Raw genomic sequence first — 21,900 nt, forward strand, 5'->3', positions numbered from 1 at the left:
TTTTTGCCAGGGACAGCCATGAACACCGCGTCTGCCGTTATCACCTCTGCCTTAGGGCGCCCGCAGCGGGTTTCTACCCGTGTCGCTTTTTTCATCGCAGGCTTCGTCATGGCCTCATGGGCGCCACTGGTGCCCTTGGCCAAGGCCCGCGCAGGCCTGGACGACGGCACCCTGGGCCTGTTACTGCTGGGGTTGGGCATAGGGTCGATTTTGGCCATGCCCTTCGCCGGCTACCTTACGGCCCATCGTGGCTGTCGCTGGGTGATGATCGTCAGCGCCCTGTGCCTGTGCGTGTTGTTGCCGACCCTGGCGGTCGCGCCGGGTATTGCGTCCCTGGCGATCGGCTTGACCCTGTTTGGCGCCAGCATGGGGCTGCTGGATTGCGCCATGAACATCCAGGCGGTGATGGTCGAAAAAGCCACAGACAAAGCCGTGATGTCAGGCTTCCATGGCATGTACAGCCTGGGCGGAATCGCAGGTGCGGCCGGTATGACTGCGCTGCTGAGCCTGGGTGTGCCCCCGGCAGGTGCGGCACTGATGACGGTGGCCCTGGTAGCGGTTGCCTTGTGGCACTCAGGCGGTGCGTTTCTGCGCCAAGGGGCTGAGCGCGATGGGCCGTTGTTTGCGGTACCTAAGGGGATTGTCCTGTTCTTGGGCACCGTGTGCTTTATCGTGTTCCTGACTGAGGGGGCTATGCTGGACTGGAGCGCGGTGTTTCTGGTGTCTACCCGTGACATGGCCCCGGCCGTGGCCGGCCTGGGCTACGCCGCGTTTGCCACGACCATGACCCTGGGGCGCCTTACGGGGGATGCTTTTGTCAACCGCGTGGGGGGCGTCAAGGTTGTGCTGTTCGGTGGGGCATGCGCGGCGGCCGGCATTGCCGTGGCCTTGCTGCTACCAGGTTGGCCTGCGGCCCTGGTGGGCTTTGCTTTGGTCGGCGCCGGCTGTTCCAACATCGTGCCGGTGCTGTTTTCTGCCGTGGGCCGGCAGCAACGCATGCCTCAGGCATCCGCCGTACCGGCGATGGTTTCCCTGGGGTACGCAGGCATTTTGCTGGGCCCGGCGACCATTGGTTTTCTGGCGCACTGGACAACCCTGAGCTGGGCCTTGGCCAGCCTGCTACCCCTGCTGGTGTTCGTCAGCCTCAGTGCTCGCTACCTGCGTGACTGAGGCCTTGGTATCTATTTCTGGAGCAACGCCTAGCCTTTGGAGTACCCCTATGCACCTTGAAGGATCCTGTCACTGCGGCGCCGTTCACTTCAGCCTTGACAGCGCCCACCCCTATCCTTATCAGCGCTGTTACTGCTCGATTTGCCGCAAGACTCAAGGCGGCGGCGGGTATGCGATCAACTTGGGCGGCGATGCCACTACCCTTGACGTGAGGGGGCGCGAGGCGATCAGCATCTACCATGCCCTGATGCCCAACGAGCAGGGCGGGACGACCCCCAGCACGGCCGAGCGGCATTTTTGCAGGCACTGCGGCAGTGGCTTGTGGTTGTTCAGCCCTGAATGGCCCGAGCTGGTCCACCCCTTCGCCAGCGCCATCGATACCGAGTTGCCGGTTCCGCCGGAGCATACCCACCTGATGGTAGAGTCCAAGGCCAGTTGGGTGCAGGTGGCGGGAGGGCCTAACGACAAGCGTTTCGACGCCTACCCCGAAGAGTCCATCGCTCAGTGGCATCAGCGCCTTGACCTTGAGCGCTAACCCGGCCGGAGGCCCGCACCATGACGACGTTCAGCCACACCGTAGGCGGCCAGCGTTGGCACTTTGAAGGGCTGGCCAGCCTGATGGCCAAGGCGAGCCCCGCGCGCTCGGGTGACCTGTTGGCCGGCGTTGCTGCCAGCAGTGATGTCGAGCGGGTAGCGGCGCAATGTGCGCTGGCCGATGTGCCGCTCACGCACTTTGTCCAAGAAGCGCTGATCCCTTACGAAACCGACGAGGTGACGCGCCTGATCGTGGACAGTCACGATGCTCAGGCCTTTGGCCCGGTGCGGCACCTCACGGTCGGTGGCTTTCGTGACTGGTTATTAAGCTCGGCTGTAACCGGCGAGGTATTAGCAGGGCTGGCACCGGGGCTTACACCTGAAATGGTGGCGGCGGTATCCAAGCTGATGCGGGTGCAGGATTTGATCCTGGTCGCGCGCAAGGTCCAAGTAGTGACTGCCTTTCGAGGCACGCTGGGCCTGCGAGGCCGGCTGTCTACACGTTTGCAGCCCAATCACCCGACCGACGACCCGGCCGGCATTGCCGCCAGCTTGCTCGACGGCCTTCTGTATGGCAACGGCGACGCCATGTTCGGGATCAACCCGGCCAGCGACAGCCTCGCGGCCATTGTAGAGCTGCTCAAGATGCTGGACGGGGTGATTCAGCGCTACGACATTCCTACCCAGGCCTGTGTACTCACCCATGTCACCTCATCCATTGCTGCCATCGAACAGGGTGCGCCCGTGGACCTGGTGTTTCAATCCATTGCCGGCACCCAGGCGGCCAATGAAAGCTTTGGCGTTAGCCTTGGTCTGCTGCAAGAAGGCTATGAAGCCGGCCTGAGCCTCAAACGCGGCACGCTGGGGCAGAACGTCATGTACTTCGAAACGGGGCAGGGCAGTGCGTTATCCGCCAATGCGCACCACGGTGTGGATCAGCAAACCTGCGAGGCACGCGCCTACGCCGTCGCCCGGCATTTCAAGCCGTTTCTAGTGAACACCGTGGTCGGGTTTATCGGCCCTGAATACCTTTACAACGGCAAGCAGATCATCCGCGCCGGCCTGGAGGATCACTTCTGCGGCAAATTGCTCGGTGTGCCCATGGGCTGTGACATCTGCTACACCAACCATGCCGAAGCCGACCAAGACGACATGGACACCTTGCTCACCTTGCTGGGCACCGCCGGGGTGAATTTTGTCATGGGCATTCCCGGCTCTGACGACGTGATGTTGAATTATCAAACGACGTCGTTCCACGACGCGCTTTATATCCGGCAGGTACTCGGTTTGCGGCCAGCGCCTGAGTTCGAAGCCTGGCTGGCGCGTACCGGTATTTTGCAGCACGCCGGCGGTGTACTGCGGTTGGGCAGCGACCTGCCTGTGGCGTTTGCGTCGGTACTGGCCCCTTTGGCGGGAGATAGGCCATGAGCGATGACACGTCTGGCGGGGTGACACCCGATGCCTGGCAGGCCTTGCGCCGCCTGACCCCCGCGCGCATTGCCTTAGGGCACGCTGGCACCAGCCTGCCGACGGCAGCCCACCTGGACTTCCAGCTCGCTCACGCCATGGCACGCGATGCGGTTCATGTTCCGCTGGACGCCGAGGCGCTCGCCGCTGAGCTTGCGCCTCTTGGGGTGCAGGTGGTGCAGGCCCACAGTGCGGCGCAGGACCGCCCCCAGTATCTGCAGCGCCCCGACCTGGGCCGGCAGTTGGCGCCAGACAGTGCAGCGCAGCTCGATGCACTGGCCCACACGCTTGGGCAGGGGCTTGATGTGGTGGTGGTCATGGCGGATGGGTTGTCGTCGCTTGCCGTGCAGCGTCATGCAGTGCCGATGTTCACACACATTCAGCACGTGGCCAGCGAACAAGGCTGGGCGCTGGGGCCGGTGGTGATTGTCCGCCAGGGACGCGTCGCGGTTGCGGATGAAATTGGCGAGCGCCTGGGCGCGCGTATGGTGGTCAACCTGATCGGGGAGCGTCCAGGTTTGAGTTCGCCTGACAGCTTGGGCGTGTACTTCACCTGGGCACCCCGTGCCGGCCTCACGGACGCGGCCCGAAATTGCATATCCAATGTGCGGCCGGAGGGGCTGAGCTACGCAACCGCTGCGCATAAACTGGCCTACCTGATGCGCGAAGCCTGTACTCGCAAGCTGTCGGGCGTGCGCCTCAAGGATGAGGCGCCTGTGCCGGTGTTAGAGGGTGGAACCGGGCCTGCAGCGGGTGGGAATTTTCTGTTGCCACCACGTTAGCGCGCACCCTGCCGGACACGTTGCAGCGCCCTAGGGTCAAGCCAGTGGTGGCGTGCGGGGCGGTACGTTGCGTCGGTTGTCGGTCGATTCGAACGCGGCGGCAAAGCGCAGCAAGGCTGAGTCGTCATAGGCACGGCCAGCGAAGGTAAGGCCCACGGGCATGTGGATGTCGGCCATTAAGCCCATTGGCACTGTCACCGTGGGGACCCCCAGGTGACGGATGGCAAGGTTGCCATTCGCAACCCACACGCCGTTGCTCCAGGCGATGTCCGCCGAGGCTGAATTCACATCGGCATCGGCCGGCCCTACATCAGCGACCGTGGGGAAGACCACCGCGTCCAGCCCGTGGTGGGTCATCCAGTCTTCAAGGTCCAGGCGCCGGGTCTGCTCCAGGCCACGAAGGCCGTCGGGCAGTGTCGCCAGCTCGTTCCACGGGGTGATGCCCCGTTGTGCCATGCGCACGTACTCGTCCATGCCAGCCGCCAGGTCACCCTCGCGATTGGGCAGGGTGCCAGGGTCGTGCGGGAAAATCAGCGGGCCGTCTACGTCGGCCAGCCGATTGAGCTGTGGGTCCGCGTTTGCACGCAGAAAGTCGTCGAACGCCCACGCAGTCAGGTCCCATAGCTCATGGTGCAGAAAGGCTTCGGACACGATGCCACGGTTGAATACCGTGGGTGCGCCGGGGCGGTCGCCCTCACAGTTGGACACCAAGGGGAAGTCCACTTCGATCACCTGTGCGCCAGCCGCTTCCAACGCCTGGCGGGCACACTCCCATAATGCGATCACCGAGGGGCGGGTGTGTATGCGTTGCCCGGTGGGCCCTCCAATACCGGGGCGTTCGCTGGTGCCAGCGTCAGGGTCAGCATTGATGTACAGGCGCGGCACACCAAAGCGCTTGCCCGTCAGCGCCCCTGGGCCGGACGCCAGCTCAGGGTAGGACGCCGGCCGCACCTGGGAAGCGGCCGGGAGCGGCACCCAAGGCTGCAAGCGCCACAAGTCGCCACGGGTGTCGGGGTCGTCTGCCACGATCACGTCCAGGATCTCCAGCAGGTCGGCCATGGTCCGAGCGAAGGGCACTACAACGTCCATGGTGGGCGTCAGGGGCCAGTTACCGCGAACCGAAATAACGCCCCGGGACGGGGTGTAGGCGCATAAGCCATTGTTGGAGGCAGGGCCTCGCCCACTGGACCAGGTTTCTTCTGCAAGGCCGAAGGCGGCAAAACTGGCGGCCGTGGCGGTACCGGCACCGTTTGAGGAGCCCGAGGCGAAAGGGGCGGTCAGGTAAGCGCCGTTGTAAGGGCTTTCGGCCCGGCCATACAGGCCGCGCTGCATGCCGCCATTGGCCATGGGCGGCATGTTGGTCTTGCCCAGGCAGATCGCCCCGGCAGCGCGTAATCGCTCTACGGTGAACGCATCGCGTTGGGCCACCAGGTGGGCAAACGCCGGGCTGCCGGAGGCCGCGGTAAGGCCTTTTACCAGATAACTGTCCTTGGCCGTGTACGGAATGCCATCGAGGGGCCCCAGGGTTTCGCCTCGTGCGCGACGGGCGTCGGAGGCCTGAGCTTCGTCCAGTGCTTGGGGATTGCGCACCACCACTGCATTGAGCGCGGTGGGGGTACCGGCAGGGTCGTAGGCATCGATCCGGGCCAGGTAGGCCTGTACCAGCGCCACGGCCGTGGTGTGGCCCGCTTCGAGCGCCGCCCGCAATTGGGCGATGGATACCTCGGTTACCTCGATCATGCTGTCACCGGTTCAACAGTAGAAAACGGCCATTCTGGCGAGCCTTTGGCCGAACTGCAAACCGTCGAGCGGGACAGCCCTGTTGATTACATAGGCGGCGTGATGCCGTTCTCGCCCACGGAGATACTGCGCGCAACCACACTGCCGCCCGGGCCCTGGGCAGGGAACACCACCACGTGCGCGCCCTCTTTGAGCAGGCTCGCATCCCCGGCCTGAAGGCTCACGATCGGTACGTCCTGCGGCACCACGACGGTTTTCTCGTCGTTGCCGTATTTAACCGTCATGCGCCGCCCTTCACTGACCACCAAGTTGCCGACGGTCCCGTTGGTCATTGTGGCCGTCGTGCCACCGGCGGCAGCCCAGGGGCGGTGCCCTTCGCCACTGCCACGCAGGTCGGGGGCGAACACGTGGACCTCCATGGCCTTAAGGGTGCCATCTGGCTGGACGGCGGCCGCCGTGCCGACATAGCTGCCAGGGGTGATGTCCTCTGGCCGTGCCAGGCTCACCCGGCGGTATTGGGTGTTGGGGGTGAGCGTAAGCGCCACGGAGTCGCCGTTATCAGCGGCTACCTGCACTTGATCGGGCTGTACGCGGGTAAGGGTGCCTCGCAACGCCTGAACCATCCCCGGCGCCTCAGGCGCTGCCGCCGCCGTGGTGCTGGCGACAGCCAGGGTAAGCATCAAGGCAGGCACTGTAAAATACGTTTTCATGAGACACCGTCAGGCTTTTAGGGATGCTAGCAAGCCTAGACGCAACGCACGCTGTGTGCGCTGTGGCGTTACTGATGGTAGATGCCTGAACGTTATGGCCCTACGCAGACGCCGGCATCAGCGGCAGCTTGACCGTGAACGTGGTGAGGTCAGGGCCTGATTGCACCGCCAAGGTACCGCCGTGGGACTGCGCAATCTGTGAGCAGATATAGAGCCCTAAACCCAGCCCCTCGCTTTTATGCTCACCCTCGGCGCGGGAGAAGGGCTTGAACAGCAGCTCGCGTTGTTGTGCCGGGATAGCGGGGCCTTGGTTGCCCACCGACACCAGGAGCCAGTCGCCTTCAACCCAACCGGTGACCACGACCGGAGTGCCTTTGGCGCCATGCACGATTGCGTTGGTGAGCAGATTGGACAGCAACTGGCTGAGCCTGCCGAAATCACCCAACACCGGTTGGGCCGACGTGTAGCAGTAACTGACATGAGCCAGTGGGTGGGCGGCCTGTACCTCGTCAACGACCGGCCGTAACGACGTAAACAGGTCAGGCAGTACCTTGGGCGCGATGGTGAACTGGCTGCCGAGGCGGCAGCGTGCGAAATCCAGCACGTCATCGATCAGGCCCACCATCCGCTGGGTACTGGTATGGATAGCCGATAACAGCTTTTTCGCACTCCCCTCCGTGGTTTTGCTTTCAAGCAGCTCGGTACTCAAGCGCACCGCGCTCAACGGCGTGCGCAGGTCATGCCCCAATACCGCGACAAACTCCTCACGCAACCGGCCTGTTTCCACCGATACCCCTAGCGCGGATTCGCTGTCTTCAAGGCGCTTGTGCAGCACCAGGTGCGCGGCGATGAGCTGCGCGAACAGCTCCAGGGTTTCGATGACGCTGGGTTTGTCCAACGTGACCGCGACTGAATCCAGCGCACAGAGGGTGCCCACCCAACGGCCGTCCGACGCGACGATGGGGACGGAAATGTGGCTCTGCAGGTAGTGCGACGCGAACGGCCGGTGGGGCGCATACCCTGCATACGCAAGCTTGCACAGCCCAGGGCCATAGACCAAGGACTGGCGGCGCTCTCGTGCCTCCCTACACAGGGTGTCGGCCAAGGGCCGCTCGCTGCCGGCGGGAATGCCAAGGCCTGCGGCGTCATCTACCGCATAGGCCATCCAAGTAGCGTCATTGACGTAAGCGACCGCTGCGAACCGTAACCCTGTCGCCTCTCTGACTAGGCGCAGCATAGTCGGGATGACCTCAAGTTGGGCCACTGAGGTGCACAGCAACTCACTGTAAGTGTCGGGCATTGGGGCATCCAGGTCAGCGAAGCGGCACACTATACCGGCTAGTTGTATGGATATACAGCCGCCGCGCGCAATGCCTCAACCTAGGTGTAGCGCTTTACGCCGCCTTCCTGCGTTCATTGGCCCTGCGCGTTACGGGCGCTGCGGTAGTCTGCCACCGCCTCATACACCGCCTTGCGCAGGCGGTTGATGCCGCCCAGCGGCTGATGGGCCTCGATGCCATGCCAGGGGCTGAAACGAAGGTTGTCGCAGGCCAGGTTCTGCGCAGGTGTGTCGAAGGCTTGAGGAGGCAGGCGCAGATGAGCCACGGTGCGAAACGGCGAATCCTGCTCCGACCACAGCACGCTGGCATCCTCCAGTGGCATAGGGCGGTCAGGCACCTGAAGTTGCACCTGGATGGCGAAACACGCCGGCTGACGGTCAGTGGTCAGCTGTTGGTACAACGCCTCACGCAGGAAATTAGGCTGGTTGTGGTTGAGCGCGGGTAGCACATAGGCAGGGCAGGCGGAGGGCTCCGGGATCACCCGGAACTTGGCATTGGCCGAGCCAAAGCGGTAGGGCGACACCGAGTAGTAGGTGCCGTCGACAGACGTATCCGGGGCCTTGCTCAGGGTGGCCAGCGCAATCAGCAGGTGCCTTACTTGCCAGGTGCGTGGGTCCCATGATGGAAAAAACGCAAGGCCGCGCCGGCCTTCGGCTTGCGCTGCAAGGTTCTGACGGTATTCGGCCACGTCGCTGACGAAAAAATTAGGGTGGTTGAACATCACGAAGTCCTGTTCATGACGCTCGGCCTGACTGGCCAGCAGAGGGGCACCCGGCACGTTCAGCAATTTGATCGCCATGCCTCGGGCATCGGCAATGTTGTCGAACTGTGGGTACGCGTTACCGTTGGACAGCCGCACCCAAGCGTGCCAGGCCGTGCCCGGTTTGCTGAAAACGCCTTGGGCCAGGGCGGGCTCCAGGTGTGGGTCTACTTGCACCTCGGCCTGCAAGCAACCATGGGCCTTGGCGTGGGCGTCGCGCAGGTAGCGGGTATCGGTACGGTAGGCGTCCACGATACGCAAGGCGGTCTGGATGATGTCCTGGGTCATGGCCGCTTCGCCGGGCGGTACCTGCTCTACAGTCGGCACGGGCCCGGAGAAGCGCCAGGCGTACCAGAGACTCGCGCCTGTCCAGCCTGCCATCGCCAGTACCAGCGCCGCCGCCAACGACCAGGCCAGCAAGCGGCCCAGGCGTAACCACAGTGCTGCTGCGGTGCCTGCCGTGCGGGTTGTGAACAGCGTACGTCGTGTCATGGCAGGTGTTTCTCCAAGGGGCCACCCAGCACTTTGAGGTATTCCAGCAGAGCCCAGCGCTGCTGGGGCTGCAGCAAGGGGCCGATTACGCCACCACCGCGTGGCCCGTCGCGGAATTCATGGCCACCGTTGAGGTTGCCTGCAAGGCGTGTGTCGTACAAAAAGCCCCCGGCAAAGGGCTGGGTCTGATAGCCGAGGTGCAGAGGATCATAGTCGACAGTGCCGCGGTAGAACGTCTGGCCGCGCTCATCCTGTGGCGACAGCAGCTGGTACAAGGATGGGACCGAGCCGTTGTGCAGAAATGGCGGCGTCGCCCACACCCCTGCCAGCGGGCGTGCCTTGTAGGCCCGCGCCTCACGTACCTCGATGGGCAGATCGAAACCGTTAGGCGCGCCTTGCTGCGCGGGTGCAATACCGGCGTCGGCGTAGGCGCGACGCTCCACGAAGGCGGTCACCCACGCCAGGCCCATGGCGACCGAGACGTTGTGAAGGTCTACCTGAGCAGGCTTGGGGTAGACGTTCAAGGCGGCCAGGTCTGCGGGGGTCCACTGCAGGGCCGACAGGTCAAAACGGCGGTCGACGATATTATCGGCGGCGGTAGGATCAGTGCCTATGACCGAGGTTGGGATAAACGTCAGGTTTGCCTCGGGGCGGCCGTTTCTCATGTGGGTGGGTGGGGCATGGCAACCTGCGCAGTGGGCCTGGAACAACGCTCGCCCTTCGGTGGCCAGAGGCAGGTCCACCGGGCCGAACACGGCCTCCGGCCAACTGGGCGGGGCCAGACGCTGAAGGGTTTGCTCGATCAGGTACAGGTTGTTGATCTGCACGCTGGACGGGTACCGGGCGTCACCGGTATAGGGCAGGCCTTGGGCATCACGGTACTCCAGCGTAGCGCCTACCCCAAGCGCCTCGCCAACGTTGCGTGCCATGGGCTGGCGCGCCGAGCCACTCCACTGCACCCAGTCGAAGGTCCAGATATCCCACAACTGCGGGTAGTCGACCGGCGCATTGCCTGGGCGGTAATTGGCCGCAGTCAGGCCGTCGCCGAACGCAGCGTTGGCAATACGCCCGAAGGCGTCGGTGCGCCCCGGGCCTTCTTTGACGGGGTACAAACCACGATGGGTGTCGTTCCAGGCCGTGCGTACGAAGGCAAACAGGGACGCCCGCAACGCCTGGCGCAACTTGGCCTTGCCATGGGGGTAAGCGTCGCCCAGTACCTTGCGGGCAAAGCGGTCAAACTTCCAAGGCACGTAGGCGGTGGCCGCCAGGCTGGCAGCAAGGGCCTGACCGAAGCTGCCTCCGCGCAGGGTGGGCACCGACGAGGGCAAGACGTGCTGCGCAGCGCCGCCATCTATACGCACCGCCGTGCCCTTGTAGCGCAATTCGCCCGTATGGCAGGCCGCGCAGGTAATGTCCAGATAACGCTGGCCATCGGCGGGGTTGAGGTGCTGGGTGAAGCCTACGGGGAGCTTGCCCCCGTCGGGGTGTGACGGCGGGCTGTCGAACAGGAAGCCAAACCGGCCAAGGTTGCGCTGCAGGGCGAAGGGTGCGGCTGAAAACGGCTGCTCCAGCGCGGTGAACCAACGGTAGCGCAGCCCTTTGATCTGAGTGCCTTGAGGTGTCAGGTAATAGGTATGGCGGTCCTCAGCGCTCCACTGAGGCAGGTACACCCTCCGCTCGGGCGGGGCATAGGTCGGTAGGTCAGGGTAGGCAATGTAATACAGAAGGACCGCTGCCCCGATAGGTACGGCAAGCAGCAGCGCGATACACAAACGAATGAGAGTACGCATCGAAGCCATCCTTGGAAACGCACACCGTTATGCCTGATCCCTTCGGTGATGGCAAGTAGCTATATGTGCGCCGTAGAAGGCTTCCCCTTGGATTTATTGACGGCTGTGGGAGTGGGAGAACTTTCCTACACGTATTTAAGGCAGCACGGATTTGAAATGGGAGCGGGCGGGCTATTACCGTGAAGGCTGGATCTCATAGCAGGCGTGCAGAGTGGTATGGACATACGTAATTTCGGTCGTCGACAGGCACCCCCTATCAGCTTCACTTACCGTTGTCGCACTGGCGGCCTAAGTGACCACACCCTGTTGTATTGGCAGGAAAACAGCCAGGCGATCCAGGGCCGCGAGCATACGGGCGCGTTTGCAAGCTTTCGTCAAGAGGGCATAGTAACCATCAGGGCAGGAGAAGCGTTCTTGCGTCGCGCCCAGGCCCCGGCAGCGCCTGATCCCCTGGCCAAGGCAGCAGGGGGCTTTAGCCCACGCTTGTATTTCCTGGGCTTTACCTGCGTAGAGCGGCAAGCGCTTGAGATACTGGCCGCCGAAAAGGGTATTCATGTGATGCCCACCTTGCCGCGGCGGCTCGAGTTCTGCTGCTGTGGCCAGCAAGTAGCGTGGCGCGACTTGCAACAAGCCTTCGATCGCAGGGCGTGGGTGTTGCACCCACAGCAACTGCGCGAAGCGCTAGAAACCGGTCAGTTGCCTGAGCACCACCCCTGGCTGTTCTAGCGGCTGTCAGCGCAAGGCAATTTGGGGGAGATGCCGGGTAGCGTCGATACCCCTCAGGCCTTGCGCCAAACCACCTGTTCAATACCGAATTTTTCGGCCATGGGCTTGCTGGTTTTGCGTACTTTTTCAAGGCCGAAACGGCCGATTCGGCCCACCCCGGCGTCACAACTGGCCCAATGCCAAGCCTCTGCGTTATTCATGGTGTCTGCCCGAATAATGAAGGACTTCGCCGCACCGTGTTGTGTGTAATCGATGACAAATAACGCTGCGCTCATGGCGATCCTCTCCTCTGGCCGTTTAGGTATGAACAGAAGAAAGCGCGACGGCCAGAAAATTCAGTGGTGCCGTCGCTTGATTGGAACGTCCGGCAATGGCTAAGCGCGTCAAGCCGCGTCTGGGTAGTGCTAGGCGCCGAGCAGTTCGAGGGTTTTAGGGTCATCTTCGCCATCGAAATAGCAGTCGAGCAGGTGGGTGTAGAGCGCGTTACCGTGAGACGCGCGGGCAAACAGGGTCAGGCTGGACTTCAATTTGAGTGCGTCGATGTCGCCAAATATCGCCGTTGCAGCCTTACCTTCGTGACGTTGGAGCGCACGGCAACAGGCTTCAAGCCTGGCGCCCAACAGCGGATGGGCAAGGTAGGCAACGGCTTCAGCGACACCGCTGATGCCATATTGCTGAGCCGTAGGGCTGCGCCCCAGCCCTTTGAGTTGAGGGAAGATAAACCACATCCAGTGGCTCACCTTCTGCCCGTTTTCCAGTTCCTTCAGCGCGTGCCCGTAGGTACTGGCCTGGGCATCGACAAAGCGTTCAAGGTCATAGGCTGACGTCATCGTGTCCCTCCAAAGGGGTATCCATCACAGGCTTAGGTGCAGGCCGGCGTTACGCCTCGCTGCCCAGCGACCCTCAGGGTGCGGCCAGGCAGGAGGTTGAAGACTCAAGGCAGGGGATTGCCGCCGGTCACGCCGAAGACTTCACCGGTGATATAGCTCGATTCCTGTGAGGCCAGGAATACATACAAGGGAGCACATTCCGCTGGTTGGCCTGGGCGCTTCATGGGCGTCTGCTCACCAAAGTGTGGAATTTTCTCCTGGGGCTGGCCGCCGCTCGGCTGCAACACAGTCCAGATCGGGCCGGGCGCCACCGCGTTCACGCGGATACCTTTCTCGATCACTTGTTTGGCCAACGCTTTAGTGAAGGCGACGATACCGGCCTTGGTGGTGGCATAGTCCAGCAGCGTGGCCGACGGCTGATAGGATTGAATCGATGCAGTATTGACGATAGTGGCACCCGCTGGCAGTAGCGGCACGGCGGCCTTGCAGATCCAGAACAAGGCGTACAGGTTCGTCTTGAGCGTTGCGTCGAATTGCTCAGTCGTCACCTCGTCGATGGCCTGCCGCGCGGTCTGCTTACCCGCCACGTTCACCACGATGTCCAAGCCACCCAAAGCCGTATGCGCCTCTTTCACCAACTGGGTGCAAAACGCTTCGTCCTTCAGGTCACCAGGGATGCCTACCGCTTTACCGCCTTCCTGCTCTATAAGCTCGATCACTTCACGGGCATCGGCCGTTTCTTCAGGCAGGTAATTAATCACCAGGCTGGCGCCCTCGCGTGCATAGGCGATGGCCGTCGCGCGGCCGATCCCGGAGTCGCCACCGGTAATCAACGCCTTACGCCCTTCAAGGCGCCCTGAGCCCTTATAGGTCGCTTCCCCATGATCCGGCTCGGGGCTCATCTTGCTGTCGAGCCCTGGCGCCTGTTGAGGCTGATCCTCGAAGGGCGGAACAGGGTACTGGGTGAGGGGGTTCTGCATTTGATACTGGTTCAATGTCGTCGCCACGGTAGGCTCCTGTCAGCAGGGAAGATAATGATTCGAAGGAAGGAGTACCGAGGCGTTTCACGCCATGTCGGCAGTTTGCGACGGGCGGCATGGCGTAGCAGTCGGCGCGCATCCGGCAAGCTGAAGGGATTTAGCACAGAAGATGCGATCACCTGTAACCCGACAAGGGTGTTGATGTTGCACGGAGTGCTGGACGGTAGTGCTGCAGTTTGCCCAGGCCCTGCTACGGGGCTATAACTTAAAGGCAAGCCCGGGAAGGATGTATGGTTTCACTTCATCAGCCTTAGGGTCCCGGCCGTTGCCAGGAGACAGACCATGAAGCCCTTGGGCCTGAGTTTGCTAGAAATGAGAGGGATCGTTGAAAGCGCGTTCCAACCCCTGCATTGCACCTGCGAGGCAGTGGAGGGCGACTGCTTCACCATCCGAATCGAAGACCTTCACACCGGAAGCGTCCACGTCATCGCAGAGCGGGTGTCGATGGAGCGCTTTGCAAGCAGCGGCGAGATCAGCCATTTGATCGCTGAGCTACGCAGCGAACTGCACAACCCGCGATCAGTGTTCCACACCCTGCCGCCCAGCCATGGCGTGGCCCGCTACTACTGACCCTGCGGGCAAGCGACCGGGCGAGGGCCTAGAACCCCTCGAGGTCGCAGGGTCATCGATTACAGCCAGCTTGCCTTGAGGCTGCAGGGCCTCGATCAAGGCTGAAATATGCTGGTCGGTATGCGTCAGGCTGGCGGCATGGGTTACCTGGCCCACCCCAGCGGCCTCAAGCTGAGGCAGTACCGGCTGGCTGTGGTTCACGACGTGATGAGCGCCCAAGCCTGTGACCCAGTCTCGGGTTTCAGGCCGGGACGCCGAGCCAATGACAGTGAGACGTGTCAAGCGTCGGGCCAGTTGTACCAGCATTGAGCCTACGCCCCCAGCAGCACCCATGATAAGCAGGCTTTGCCCTTCACCGCCGCCTTCGGGCACACCCAGACGGTCAAGCGCGCCGGCGTAATACACCTCATCGCCCACCTTGAACAGCGACACATCGTTACCGACGTCCCGCGCCGTTCCCACGGTGTCCCAGCCAAGCACTCGGGGCTCGGTCACCTGCGCACCGGCGCGCACCTTGGTGTCCACAGGGTTCACCGCAATTGCACGTACTTCCACGAGCAGATCACGGGGGGTGGGCGTGGGCAACGGTAACTCAAGGTCTACCAGGCTGTCTGGGTGATCTAATGGCAATCCGGCTTGGCGGTAGGCAACAGCTTTCATCAGGTACGCACTCAGGTTGAAGAAGGGGCCATGGTGAGCCTTTCTGGTTTAACCTGGAAACAGGCAAAATGGCGTAACACTTCTCTATTTCAATAGCCCCGCCCCTGGGCCCCTGGCAATTGCCGCGTACTAGTGGCCGCGCCCACCTATTTGGCGCGCGCAGGCAAGCCGCTCACGCCTGATCGGCTCAGGGTTCACCCGTGCCTGAGGTACCTGCTGGGTCGGTTGGAAAGAGTGCTTGAGGCTTGGCAAGGGGAAGCGGCCCCTCTATACCTGGTATGCCCTCACCGCAGGCAGTTCTCTGCGGTGGTTCAGGCGCTGCACCAGTGGCTGCGTGATCGATTGGCCGAGCTTCCGGCCGCACCGTTAAGTAACGACTGAATGCCTGCCTGACCCTCTGACAAGGCGCCTGCAGCACACCGCAGGCGCTTTGCGCGGCCTCAGCGTTTAAACCGGGAACAGCTCGCTCAGCTTCATTGCAAGCATCATGTCGCCTTCGGCGCGCAGTTTGCCTTGCATGAAGGCCTGCATGCCGTCGGTTTCACCGCTGACGATGCCTTCAAGGGTTTCGCTGTCCATGACCAGCGTCACGTTGGCGTCAGGGTTTTCACCTTCCTGGAGGTCGCAGGTGCTGTCTTTGACCACCAGGTTGTAACGCTTGTCTTCGTCGATGCGAAAGCCAAAGACGAGGTCCAGCCCTGCGGCGGCGGCGGGGTTGAATTTAGCTTTCATGGATTCGATTGACTGCTGGATATCGCTCATGGAGAGCTCCGTTCGAGTGAATGGCGGGCAAGATGCGCAACGCGTGATCGAGGCGCAATGCAGCGAGGTTAGGGACGGCTGAAGGGCGTGTCAACGACATTCATACAAGCGTTTCAAAAGGGCGTTTCACCGCGCTCGTCGCCATGCGGGCGTCAGGTACCTGCATTGTCGGCTCGCCGCTATGCCAAGCGTGCGCTCCTCGGTATGCTGGGCCACTTTCTACCCGTTGCAGGAGTCACCGTGGAGTTTCTCTCCGAATACCTGGGCTTTCTGGCCCGCACCGTCACGTTGGTCATTGCCCTGCTGGTGGTGTTCGCCGGGCTTGCGTCCCTGCGTAGCAAAGGGCGCCGCAAAAGCGGCGGGCAGCTGCAGGTCACCCGTCTGAACGACTTGTACAAAGGCCTACGCGAGCGGCTTGAGGCCACCTTGCTGGACAAAGAAACACTCAAGCGCCTTCGCAAGCAGCAGGTCAAGGAAGACAAGGCCCTGCGCAAGGCCAAGGCCAAGGGTGGTGAGAGCAAGGGGCGAGTGTTCGTGCTGGACTTCGACGGCGACATCAAGGCATCGGCCACAGAAAGCTTGCGTCATGAAATCACCGCCTTGCTGACCCTGGCCACTTCCAAGGACGAAGTCGTGCTGCGCCTGGAAAGCGGCGGCGGCATGGTCCATAGCTATGGCCTGGCCTCCTCGCAGTTAGCACGGATTCGTCAGGCAGGCGTTCCGCTCACTGTCTGTGTGGACAAAGTCGCGGCCAGCGGCGGGTACATGATGGCCTGCATTGGCGAAAAAATCCTCAGCGCACCCTTTGCAGTGCTGGGCTCTATCGGTGTAGTGGCGCAACTGCCTAATCTTCATCGTTTATTGCGCAAGCATGACATCGACGTAGAGTTGCACACGGCAGGCGAGTACAAACGCACCCTGACAGTGTTCGGTGAAAACACCGAAAAAGGCCGGGAGAAGTTCCAGGAAGAGCTGGACATCACTCATCGACTGTTCAAGAACTTCGTCGTGCATTACCGGCCCCAGTTGTCGATCGATGAGGTGGCGACCGGGGAAGTGTGGCTGGGGGTGGCGGCCATGGAGCGGAAACTGGTAGATGAGATCAAGACCAGTGATGAATACCTGGCCGAAAAGGCACGCACCGCTGAGGTGGTTCACCTGCATTACGCCGAGCGCAAAAGCCTGACCGAGCGCGTGGGGCTGGCGGCAAGCGGGTCTGTCGAACACCTGTTTAACCGGCTCTGGGCCAAGCTGTCTGCTGGCCGTTTTTACTAAGGCGCACCCGTAGCACAAAGGGGCTTTTGCCTTTAGCCCCTTTGTAGCGGTATGTACCGCAACGTTGTACCGCCACTACCTACCATCGGCGCCTCCTAAAAGGAGGTTCCCATGACCCAGGTGTTTTCTGCTACCCCGCTTCCCCATCATGCCTTCATTCAGGCGCAGCTCCCCCCTTGGCTTCGCCAGCTCACCCCGGCGCAACTCAAGCCCTTGCGAGAGCTATCTCTGGCTGCCGACACTGCCCGTTTCAATCTCAAGGACGCCAGCAAGGCCCTGCCAGTTGTCCGGACGTTCGCCTTGGAACGCCTTCGCCCGCTCATGGCCTCATGGCTGGGAAGTGAGGTAGACCCAGCCAAGGCCGTGCTGCGTTGGGTGGCGCCGGAGGGCGATCAGGCACCCTTGGAACACAGCTTGCTTGAGGCGGCGCTGCTCAATTTCCATCAGCGCGACACCTTGCCAACCGCTTATGGCGAAGGCTCTGGCCTATTTGCCGGCGTTAACGCTGATGGCAAGGCCGACCTCTCTCGGCCATTGGCCATGCGCCCGCACACCTTTGCGGCTCATTGCCGAATGCTGGACCTTGGTGGCCAGTTGCAGCGAGCGCTGAGCGAACACGTCACCCCAGAGGTAGACACCGCCGTTCATGAGAATGCGTTGCCCCTGTCGTTCGCCTGGCATGTGTACGATGCACAACGTAAGGCGTTTATCGCTGATGCCTGCGTCGCGCGGCTCACCGGCCAGCTTAGCGCCGAAGGTGAGGCGTTATTGGCCAACTGGGGGCTCGCCTCCCAGGGTGTGGCGCCGCTCACGGGTGACGTCGTGCGGCTGACGCTATTCGATTTCCCGTTATCCAGGCTGATGGTCTTCAGGCAAGAGGCTCCTGCTGGGCAGCCGCAGCGCATCGTGGCTTACCTGCCTGGCGCACCGGAGGGCTCGGTGGTGGAGTACGCGGACGCGCGGGCCTTCGCCATCGCGCTGGCTGCACAGTTCAAGTCGGCGGGCTTCCTCACATTTTTCAGCGGCTTCGTGCCCTTGGCGCGCCGCGCGGAGTTTATTGCGCGGGTACAGGCCGCGACCCGTACCGACGGCTGGCTACCGCCACACCTGGTTTGGTCACCCGTACCGGTAAGCGGCGACCCTTTTGCAGAAAGTTATCGGATATGGGCACAGCAAACCTTGGCGGAAGCGGCTACCGTCGCCGTGCCGACGGCCTCGGTGGACCACCGTGATCGGTTTGAGCGCTATGCACACTGGGTCGAGATCGGCAACCAAGTAGGGACGAGTATCGCGCTGCTGATCGGCGGTGCGCTGCCGGGCATCAATGTGATCGTGGACGCCATCATGATCGCTCAGGGTATGTATAGCGTTTATGAGGCAGGGCAGGCATGGAGCCGTGGGGATTCCGAAGCTGCCATGGAGTGCCTGTTTGGCGCGGTCGAAAACATCGGGTTCTTCGGCATCGGTAAACGCCCGCAAGCCATTCGCAAAGCGGTGGGTTTCGCTGAGCGACTGGTGCCCGTCACTGACGCCGAGGGCAAGGTGCGGCTGTGGTGCCCCGATTTGGACGATTTTCGCGCCCGTGACGTACCGGCGCCCCATATAGAAGCCGATGAGCCAGGCCTCTATCGGCACGGCGGCCGGGTTTGGTTGAAGCTGGCCGGAGAATATTACGAGGTGGCGCCGGATGCCACGCCGACGTCGGCCCGTTTGTTACACCCGGAGCGAAGCGGTTACACGCCTGAATTGACCAGTGATGGCGCTGGGGGTTGGCGCGCAGCTCACGAACAACCGGCTGACTGGGACAGCGTTACCTTGATGCGGCGCTTCAATGGGCGTTACCAAGACTTACCACCGCATACCTTGCTCGAAGCCCAGCGCATTGCGGGCATCAGCGACGAACAGCTTCGCCAGGCGCACCTAGACAACAGCGCAATGCCCGCGCTGCTAAAACATTTGCTGGCGCGACGCTTGGCTGAGGGGGTACTGGAGACGGCCATGACGGCGCTGCAGGGGACGCGCCGGTTGGAACACATCGCCGCGCCGCTGGTCGAGGCTCTGTCCAAATTGCCCGGTTGGCCAGAGGACCTGGGCCTGGCCTACCAAGACGAGGTCAACCGTTACCTGTTCGGGTCGGGTAATACCACACGACAGGTTCGCCTGGCCCAGGCGAACGTTGCAGACGGCAGTTGGGCTCGACGGCTGATATCCCAGCTTGATGCAGCCACCTTGGAGGCGTTGCTCGGCGCCGAGACGTCTCTGGTACCGGCTGAGCACGCCGAGGCATCGTTTGCCCAGCGATGGGCCCGGGTCCTTGAATCGCAGCGTGAGGCACTGATAAAGCGTCTGACACCCCCCGCGACCTCAAGCGGCACCGCCGAGCGCACCTTGAATCAGCACTTCCCAGGCTTGGCTTCAGAATGTGTCGATACCTTGGTCCGTACCAGCAATCGCACCCAGCGACGCGCACTGGAGGCTGGTCGTACACCGTTGCCCATTGCCGAGCAGGCGGCCGAGGCGCTGCGCCAGCAGCGAATAATGAACGCCTGTGATGCCCTGGCGCAGGGTCGGCCCAGTGCAGACCGAGACCAGTTGGTATTCGGGCTATGGCCACGGTTGGGCAGTTGGGCCAGCAAGATCAGGCTGGAGCTGCGTGAGGGGCACGTCGATGGGCCGTTGCTGCAGGCTACAGGAGAGCCTACCGCCCCCCGCAAGGTGATCGTGCGAAGGGGCGCGCAGTACCAGGCGTTCGATAAGCAGGGCCTTGAACTGAGCCCGCCCGTCAGCCTTGAGAGGGCCCTGTTCGCGTCACTTCCCGATACCCTGCGCGCCACTGCCAGGGCTACCTTCACCGACGGCACCAGCTTGCGCCAGGCGCTACTCACGCACGCACTGGACCATCGCGATACGCTCCGCCTGTTGCTGGGCATGGCCAGGGACAACCGGCGCTTCTTCCGCCCGCCCAGCCGAGTGAACGGCGCGGTAGGCTACTCGCTTAGCGGGCGCGGTCGGTTGGCTGAGGGCCTGCCAGGCTTGCCTCTGGAGCACCGAGTAGCACTGAGGGCGCTGTACCCTGACGTCAGTGAGGCAGAGCTGGCTGAGTTACACGCGCGCCTTGGTCAAGGCGAGGAAGCGACGCGCTCTTTGGAGCGCTTGAACGCGGATCTGGCGCGCCTACGCCATGAGTTGGACGTCTGGGTAGCGCGCGCTGACGACAACGTCGCGGAAAACGCGCCGCAAAACGAAGCCGTTCATCGTCGAGCGGTGGCCGATAGATTGATCCTGGCATGGCAACGCCGGTTCACAACGCTTGGCATGGGCACCATAGGTTACGGGATCGTTATCCGCGACGTGCCAGTTACCGACCTGCCCAGTTTGTCGGTGCGTATGGAGCATGTGAATCGCCTGTCCTTGGTGGACATGGACCTGACCCGGATCAGTGATGAGTTCCTAGCCAATTTCCCGAACCTGGTGTGGCTCGACTTGAGCATGAACAGGGTTGAAGTACTGCCGAACCTCAATCACACACCCAGGCTTCATCGATTGAGCCTGGACTACGCCGGCCCTCGGCAACTGAACGAAGTGATTACCGCCGCGCTACCCGCCGCTCAAACCTTGACCCAGCTGGACCTGGCTGGGGTCGACCTGACCCTGGCGCCCGCCGATTATCAGGCGTTGCAGCAGCTGCCGACACTCAGGGCGGTCGACTTTGAAGGCAACTTTATTACGTTGGACGAGCACACCCGTGGTGGCTTCAACCAATTGCCTCAACTTGAGGAGCTGGTCCTCAGCGGCAACCCACTGGGGCAGGCGCCCATTGTAAGCAACCTGCATGACCTCCTGATGCTAGACCTGCGCGCCACTAACCTGACCGAATTTCCGCCAGGCCTGACGGACCTGATGAACCTCGACCCGCTGCACCTGCGGGAGATCAACCTGTCGGACAATGCCATTGAGGACCTGCCGGACCTGTCGCAAACCCGGTTTGCTCAGTTGACCCGAGAGGGCCGAGATAATGTTGAGTCTGAGTACTACGGAAATCGACTCAACCTTAACGCCAACCCCCTGAACGCACACAGCCAGGCGATGCTGCAACGGGCGGACATCACCTTCTTCCCCGACCTGTCCGATAGCTCCGGGTCAGAGCTGGGCGAGGCAGAGCCTGCTATAGATGACCGATGGCTGGTCGGCTGCCCAGCGGAATTGGAAACGCTTATCCGTAGCGAACGCGCCGACCGCCCTGCGGCGAACTTCTACCAACTGCTCAGCCGCGTAACCGGCACGGCAGATTATCGGGCGGCCCCTGCCGAAACCCGGCAACGTATCTGGGCGCTGGTAGAGACTTGGCTGCAGCCAGGTGATCAACCTCGGCCGGGGCTGGGCGAGTTGCGCGAGCGCCTCTTCGCGATGGCTGAAGACACCATGGGTACGTGCGGCGACGGCGTGGCCTTGACCCTGGACGACATGGAGTTCGAGGTACAGGCTTGGCGAACCGTTGCCGACTCCCAAGCGCCAGGAGATGGACCGTTGCGAGAGCTGCTGACGTTCCAGCGCAGGCTATGGCGGCGGGCATTGGTGGATGAGATCGCCCGGCGCATTGTGCGTGCCAGGGCGGCCCGTAATGAGGCGCTGACCACCGGTGCCCCTGGCGAACCCCCGGCACTGGACCCGCTCGATGACATCGCAGATGAGCGCCTGGGCGAGGGTGTCGATGAAGTAGAGGTGCGCTTCTATCTCAGTCAATCGCTGGAAAATACCCTGGATTTGCCACCCAGCAGGCGCATGCGTTATACCACGCAGCTCAGCGCCGACACGGTGGTAAGGGTTGGGGCTGAGGTGATCGCGGCCGATACTCCTGAGGCCTTCGCAGGCTGGGTCGCGGAGCAGCCAGGGTTCAGGACCTACCTTGAGCATGCCCAGGCCCAGGCGTTTGCAGAGCTGGAAGAACGTTGGCAGGAAGCATCAAATTATCTTTACAGCATTAGTACCGAAACCGCTTCTCCACCCCCCGCGTGGCCAGCGGCGCTGGACGGGGTGAGCGAAGCCTTGCCTGAGGTTCAGTGGCAGGCCCCAGGTCAGGAACGCCCGACCTTGACTGAGCAACAACTGCGCATGGTCTATGGCTGGGTCAATGAACAGCGGCGGCGTGAGGCCAATGCCCTGGCGCTGCGGTTCACGCGTGTACTGCTGGGCCTGGACATGTCGAGCACCGTTGGGGTTGCTGTAACGGATTGATCGAGAAGGACCACCTC

Annotated in this window: 17 protein-coding genes and 1 pseudogene; 8 read left to right on the top strand and 10 right to left on the bottom strand. The window is 62.4% G+C overall.

The features are described 5' to 3' along the window. The first annotated feature begins 18 nt into the window (after nucleotides 1-18). From AC4LE2_RS09490 to eutC, 4 genes are read left to right on the top strand one after another with little or no spacing between them, the layout of a single operon-like run. Nucleotides 19-1,170 carry an MFS transporter gene (locus tag AC4LE2_RS09490; RefSeq protein ID WP_491825511.1) on the top strand — a complete coding sequence of 384 codons (1,152 nt, stop codon included), beginning with the start codon at nucleotides 19-21 and terminating at the stop codon, nucleotides 1,168-1,170. 49 nt (nucleotides 1,171-1,219) lie between these two features. Continuing rightward, nucleotides 1,220-1,705, top strand: coding sequence for a GFA family protein (locus AC4LE2_RS09495; RefSeq protein WP_491825512.1), 486 nt, complete (start codon nucleotides 1,220-1,222; stop codon nucleotides 1,703-1,705). 20 nt (nucleotides 1,706-1,725) lie between these two features. Continuing rightward, nucleotides 1,726-3,132: an ethanolamine ammonia-lyase subunit EutB gene (locus AC4LE2_RS09500; protein WP_491825513.1), complete on the top strand. Its 1,407-nt coding sequence runs from the start codon at nucleotides 1,726-1,728 to the stop codon at nucleotides 3,130-3,132. Further along, the gene (gene eutC / locus AC4LE2_RS09505; protein ID WP_491825514.1) at nucleotides 3,129-3,953 is read left to right on the top strand and encodes an ethanolamine ammonia-lyase subunit EutC; all 825 of its coding nucleotides are present in this window, start codon (nucleotides 3,129-3,131) and stop codon (nucleotides 3,951-3,953) included. The genes AC4LE2_RS09500 and eutC overlap by 4 nt, the downstream gene beginning before the upstream one ends. Before the next feature lie 36 nt (nucleotides 3,954-3,989). Here eutC and AC4LE2_RS09510 read toward each other — a convergent pair whose 3' ends face one another. The 5 genes from AC4LE2_RS09510 to AC4LE2_RS09530 form a co-directional block, all read right to left on the bottom strand. Beyond that, a complete protein-coding gene (locus AC4LE2_RS09510) occupies nucleotides 3,990-5,693 on the bottom strand; it encodes an amidase (RefSeq protein ID WP_491825515.1) in 1,704 nt (567 codons plus the stop codon). An 86-nt stretch (nucleotides 5,694-5,779) separates the two neighbouring features. Then, nucleotides 5,780-6,403 carry a hypothetical protein gene (locus AC4LE2_RS09515; RefSeq protein ID WP_491825516.1) on the bottom strand — a complete coding sequence of 208 codons (624 nt, stop codon included), beginning with the start codon at nucleotides 6,401-6,403 and terminating at the stop codon, nucleotides 5,780-5,782. Between the two features lie 100 nt (nucleotides 6,404-6,503). After that, nucleotides 6,504-7,703, bottom strand: coding sequence for a GAF domain-containing sensor histidine kinase (locus AC4LE2_RS09520; RefSeq protein ID WP_491825517.1), 1,200 nt, complete (start codon nucleotides 7,701-7,703; stop codon nucleotides 6,504-6,506). 113 nt (nucleotides 7,704-7,816) lie between these two features. After that, a complete protein-coding gene (locus AC4LE2_RS09525; RefSeq protein ID WP_491825518.1) occupies nucleotides 7,817-8,995 on the bottom strand; it encodes a catalase family protein in 1,179 nt (392 codons plus the stop codon). After that, a complete protein-coding gene (locus AC4LE2_RS09530; protein WP_491825519.1) occupies nucleotides 8,992-10,785 on the bottom strand; it encodes a di-heme-cytochrome C peroxidase in 1,794 nt (597 codons plus the stop codon). The genes AC4LE2_RS09525 and AC4LE2_RS09530 overlap by 4 nt, the downstream gene beginning before the upstream one ends. A gap of 216 nt (nucleotides 10,786-11,001) precedes the next feature. On the opposite strand from AC4LE2_RS09530, the gene AC4LE2_RS09535 reads away from it, so the two are divergent. Next, the gene (locus tag AC4LE2_RS09535) at nucleotides 11,002-11,511 is read left to right on the top strand and encodes a hypothetical protein (protein ID WP_491825520.1); all 510 of its coding nucleotides are present in this window, start codon (nucleotides 11,002-11,004) and stop codon (nucleotides 11,509-11,511) included. A 53-nt stretch (nucleotides 11,512-11,564) separates the two neighbouring features. Here the strand turns inward: AC4LE2_RS09535 and AC4LE2_RS09540 are convergent, their stop codons facing one another. The 3 genes from AC4LE2_RS09540 to AC4LE2_RS09550 form a co-directional block, all read right to left on the bottom strand. Further along, entirely contained in the window at nucleotides 11,565-11,786 is a 222-nt protein-coding gene (locus AC4LE2_RS09540) for a DUF6555 family protein (RefSeq protein ID WP_491825521.1), read from the bottom strand. 129 nt (nucleotides 11,787-11,915) lie between these two features. After that, nucleotides 11,916-12,341, bottom strand: a complete 426-nt coding sequence (locus tag AC4LE2_RS09545; RefSeq protein WP_491825522.1) for a DUF1810 domain-containing protein — start codon at nucleotides 12,339-12,341, stop codon at nucleotides 11,916-11,918. 104 nt (nucleotides 12,342-12,445) lie between these two features. Then, nucleotides 12,446-13,348 carry an SDR family oxidoreductase gene (locus AC4LE2_RS09550; RefSeq protein WP_491825523.1) on the bottom strand — a complete coding sequence of 301 codons (903 nt, stop codon included), beginning with the start codon at nucleotides 13,346-13,348 and terminating at the stop codon, nucleotides 12,446-12,448. Nucleotides 13,349-13,663: 315 nt separating this feature from the next. Between AC4LE2_RS09550 and AC4LE2_RS09555 the strand changes: the two genes are divergently transcribed. Beyond that, nucleotides 13,664-13,951: a DUF1652 domain-containing protein gene (locus AC4LE2_RS09555; protein ID WP_491825524.1), complete on the top strand. Its 288-nt coding sequence runs from the start codon at nucleotides 13,664-13,666 to the stop codon at nucleotides 13,949-13,951. A 42-nt stretch (nucleotides 13,952-13,993) separates the two neighbouring features. On the opposite strand, the pseudogene AC4LE2_RS09560 reads toward AC4LE2_RS09555, so the two are convergent. Both AC4LE2_RS09560 and AC4LE2_RS09565 read right to left on the bottom strand, forming a co-directional pair. After that, nucleotides 13,994-14,611, bottom strand: a pseudogene (locus AC4LE2_RS09560) (alcohol dehydrogenase catalytic domain-containing protein); the annotation flags it as partial. A gap of 447 nt (nucleotides 14,612-15,058) precedes the next feature. Further along, entirely contained in the window at nucleotides 15,059-15,373 is a 315-nt protein-coding gene (locus tag AC4LE2_RS09565; RefSeq protein ID WP_491825525.1) for an SCP2 sterol-binding domain-containing protein, read from the bottom strand. A gap of 240 nt (nucleotides 15,374-15,613) precedes the next feature. On the opposite strand from AC4LE2_RS09565, the gene sohB reads away from it, so the two are divergent. Further along, on the top strand, nucleotides 15,614-16,648 hold the full coding sequence (sohB, locus tag AC4LE2_RS09570) for a protease SohB (protein WP_491825526.1): 1,035 nt from the start codon (nucleotides 15,614-15,616) through the stop codon (nucleotides 16,646-16,648). 111 nt (nucleotides 16,649-16,759) lie between these two features. Further along, on the top strand, nucleotides 16,760-21,883 hold the full coding sequence (locus tag AC4LE2_RS09575) for an NEL-type E3 ubiquitin ligase domain-containing protein (protein ID WP_491825527.1): 5,124 nt from the start codon (nucleotides 16,760-16,762) through the stop codon (nucleotides 21,881-21,883). The last annotated feature ends 17 nt before the right edge of the window (nucleotides 21,884-21,900 follow it).

The sequence above is a fragment of the Pseudomonas sp. 9.3L genome, from assembly GCF_058536285.1.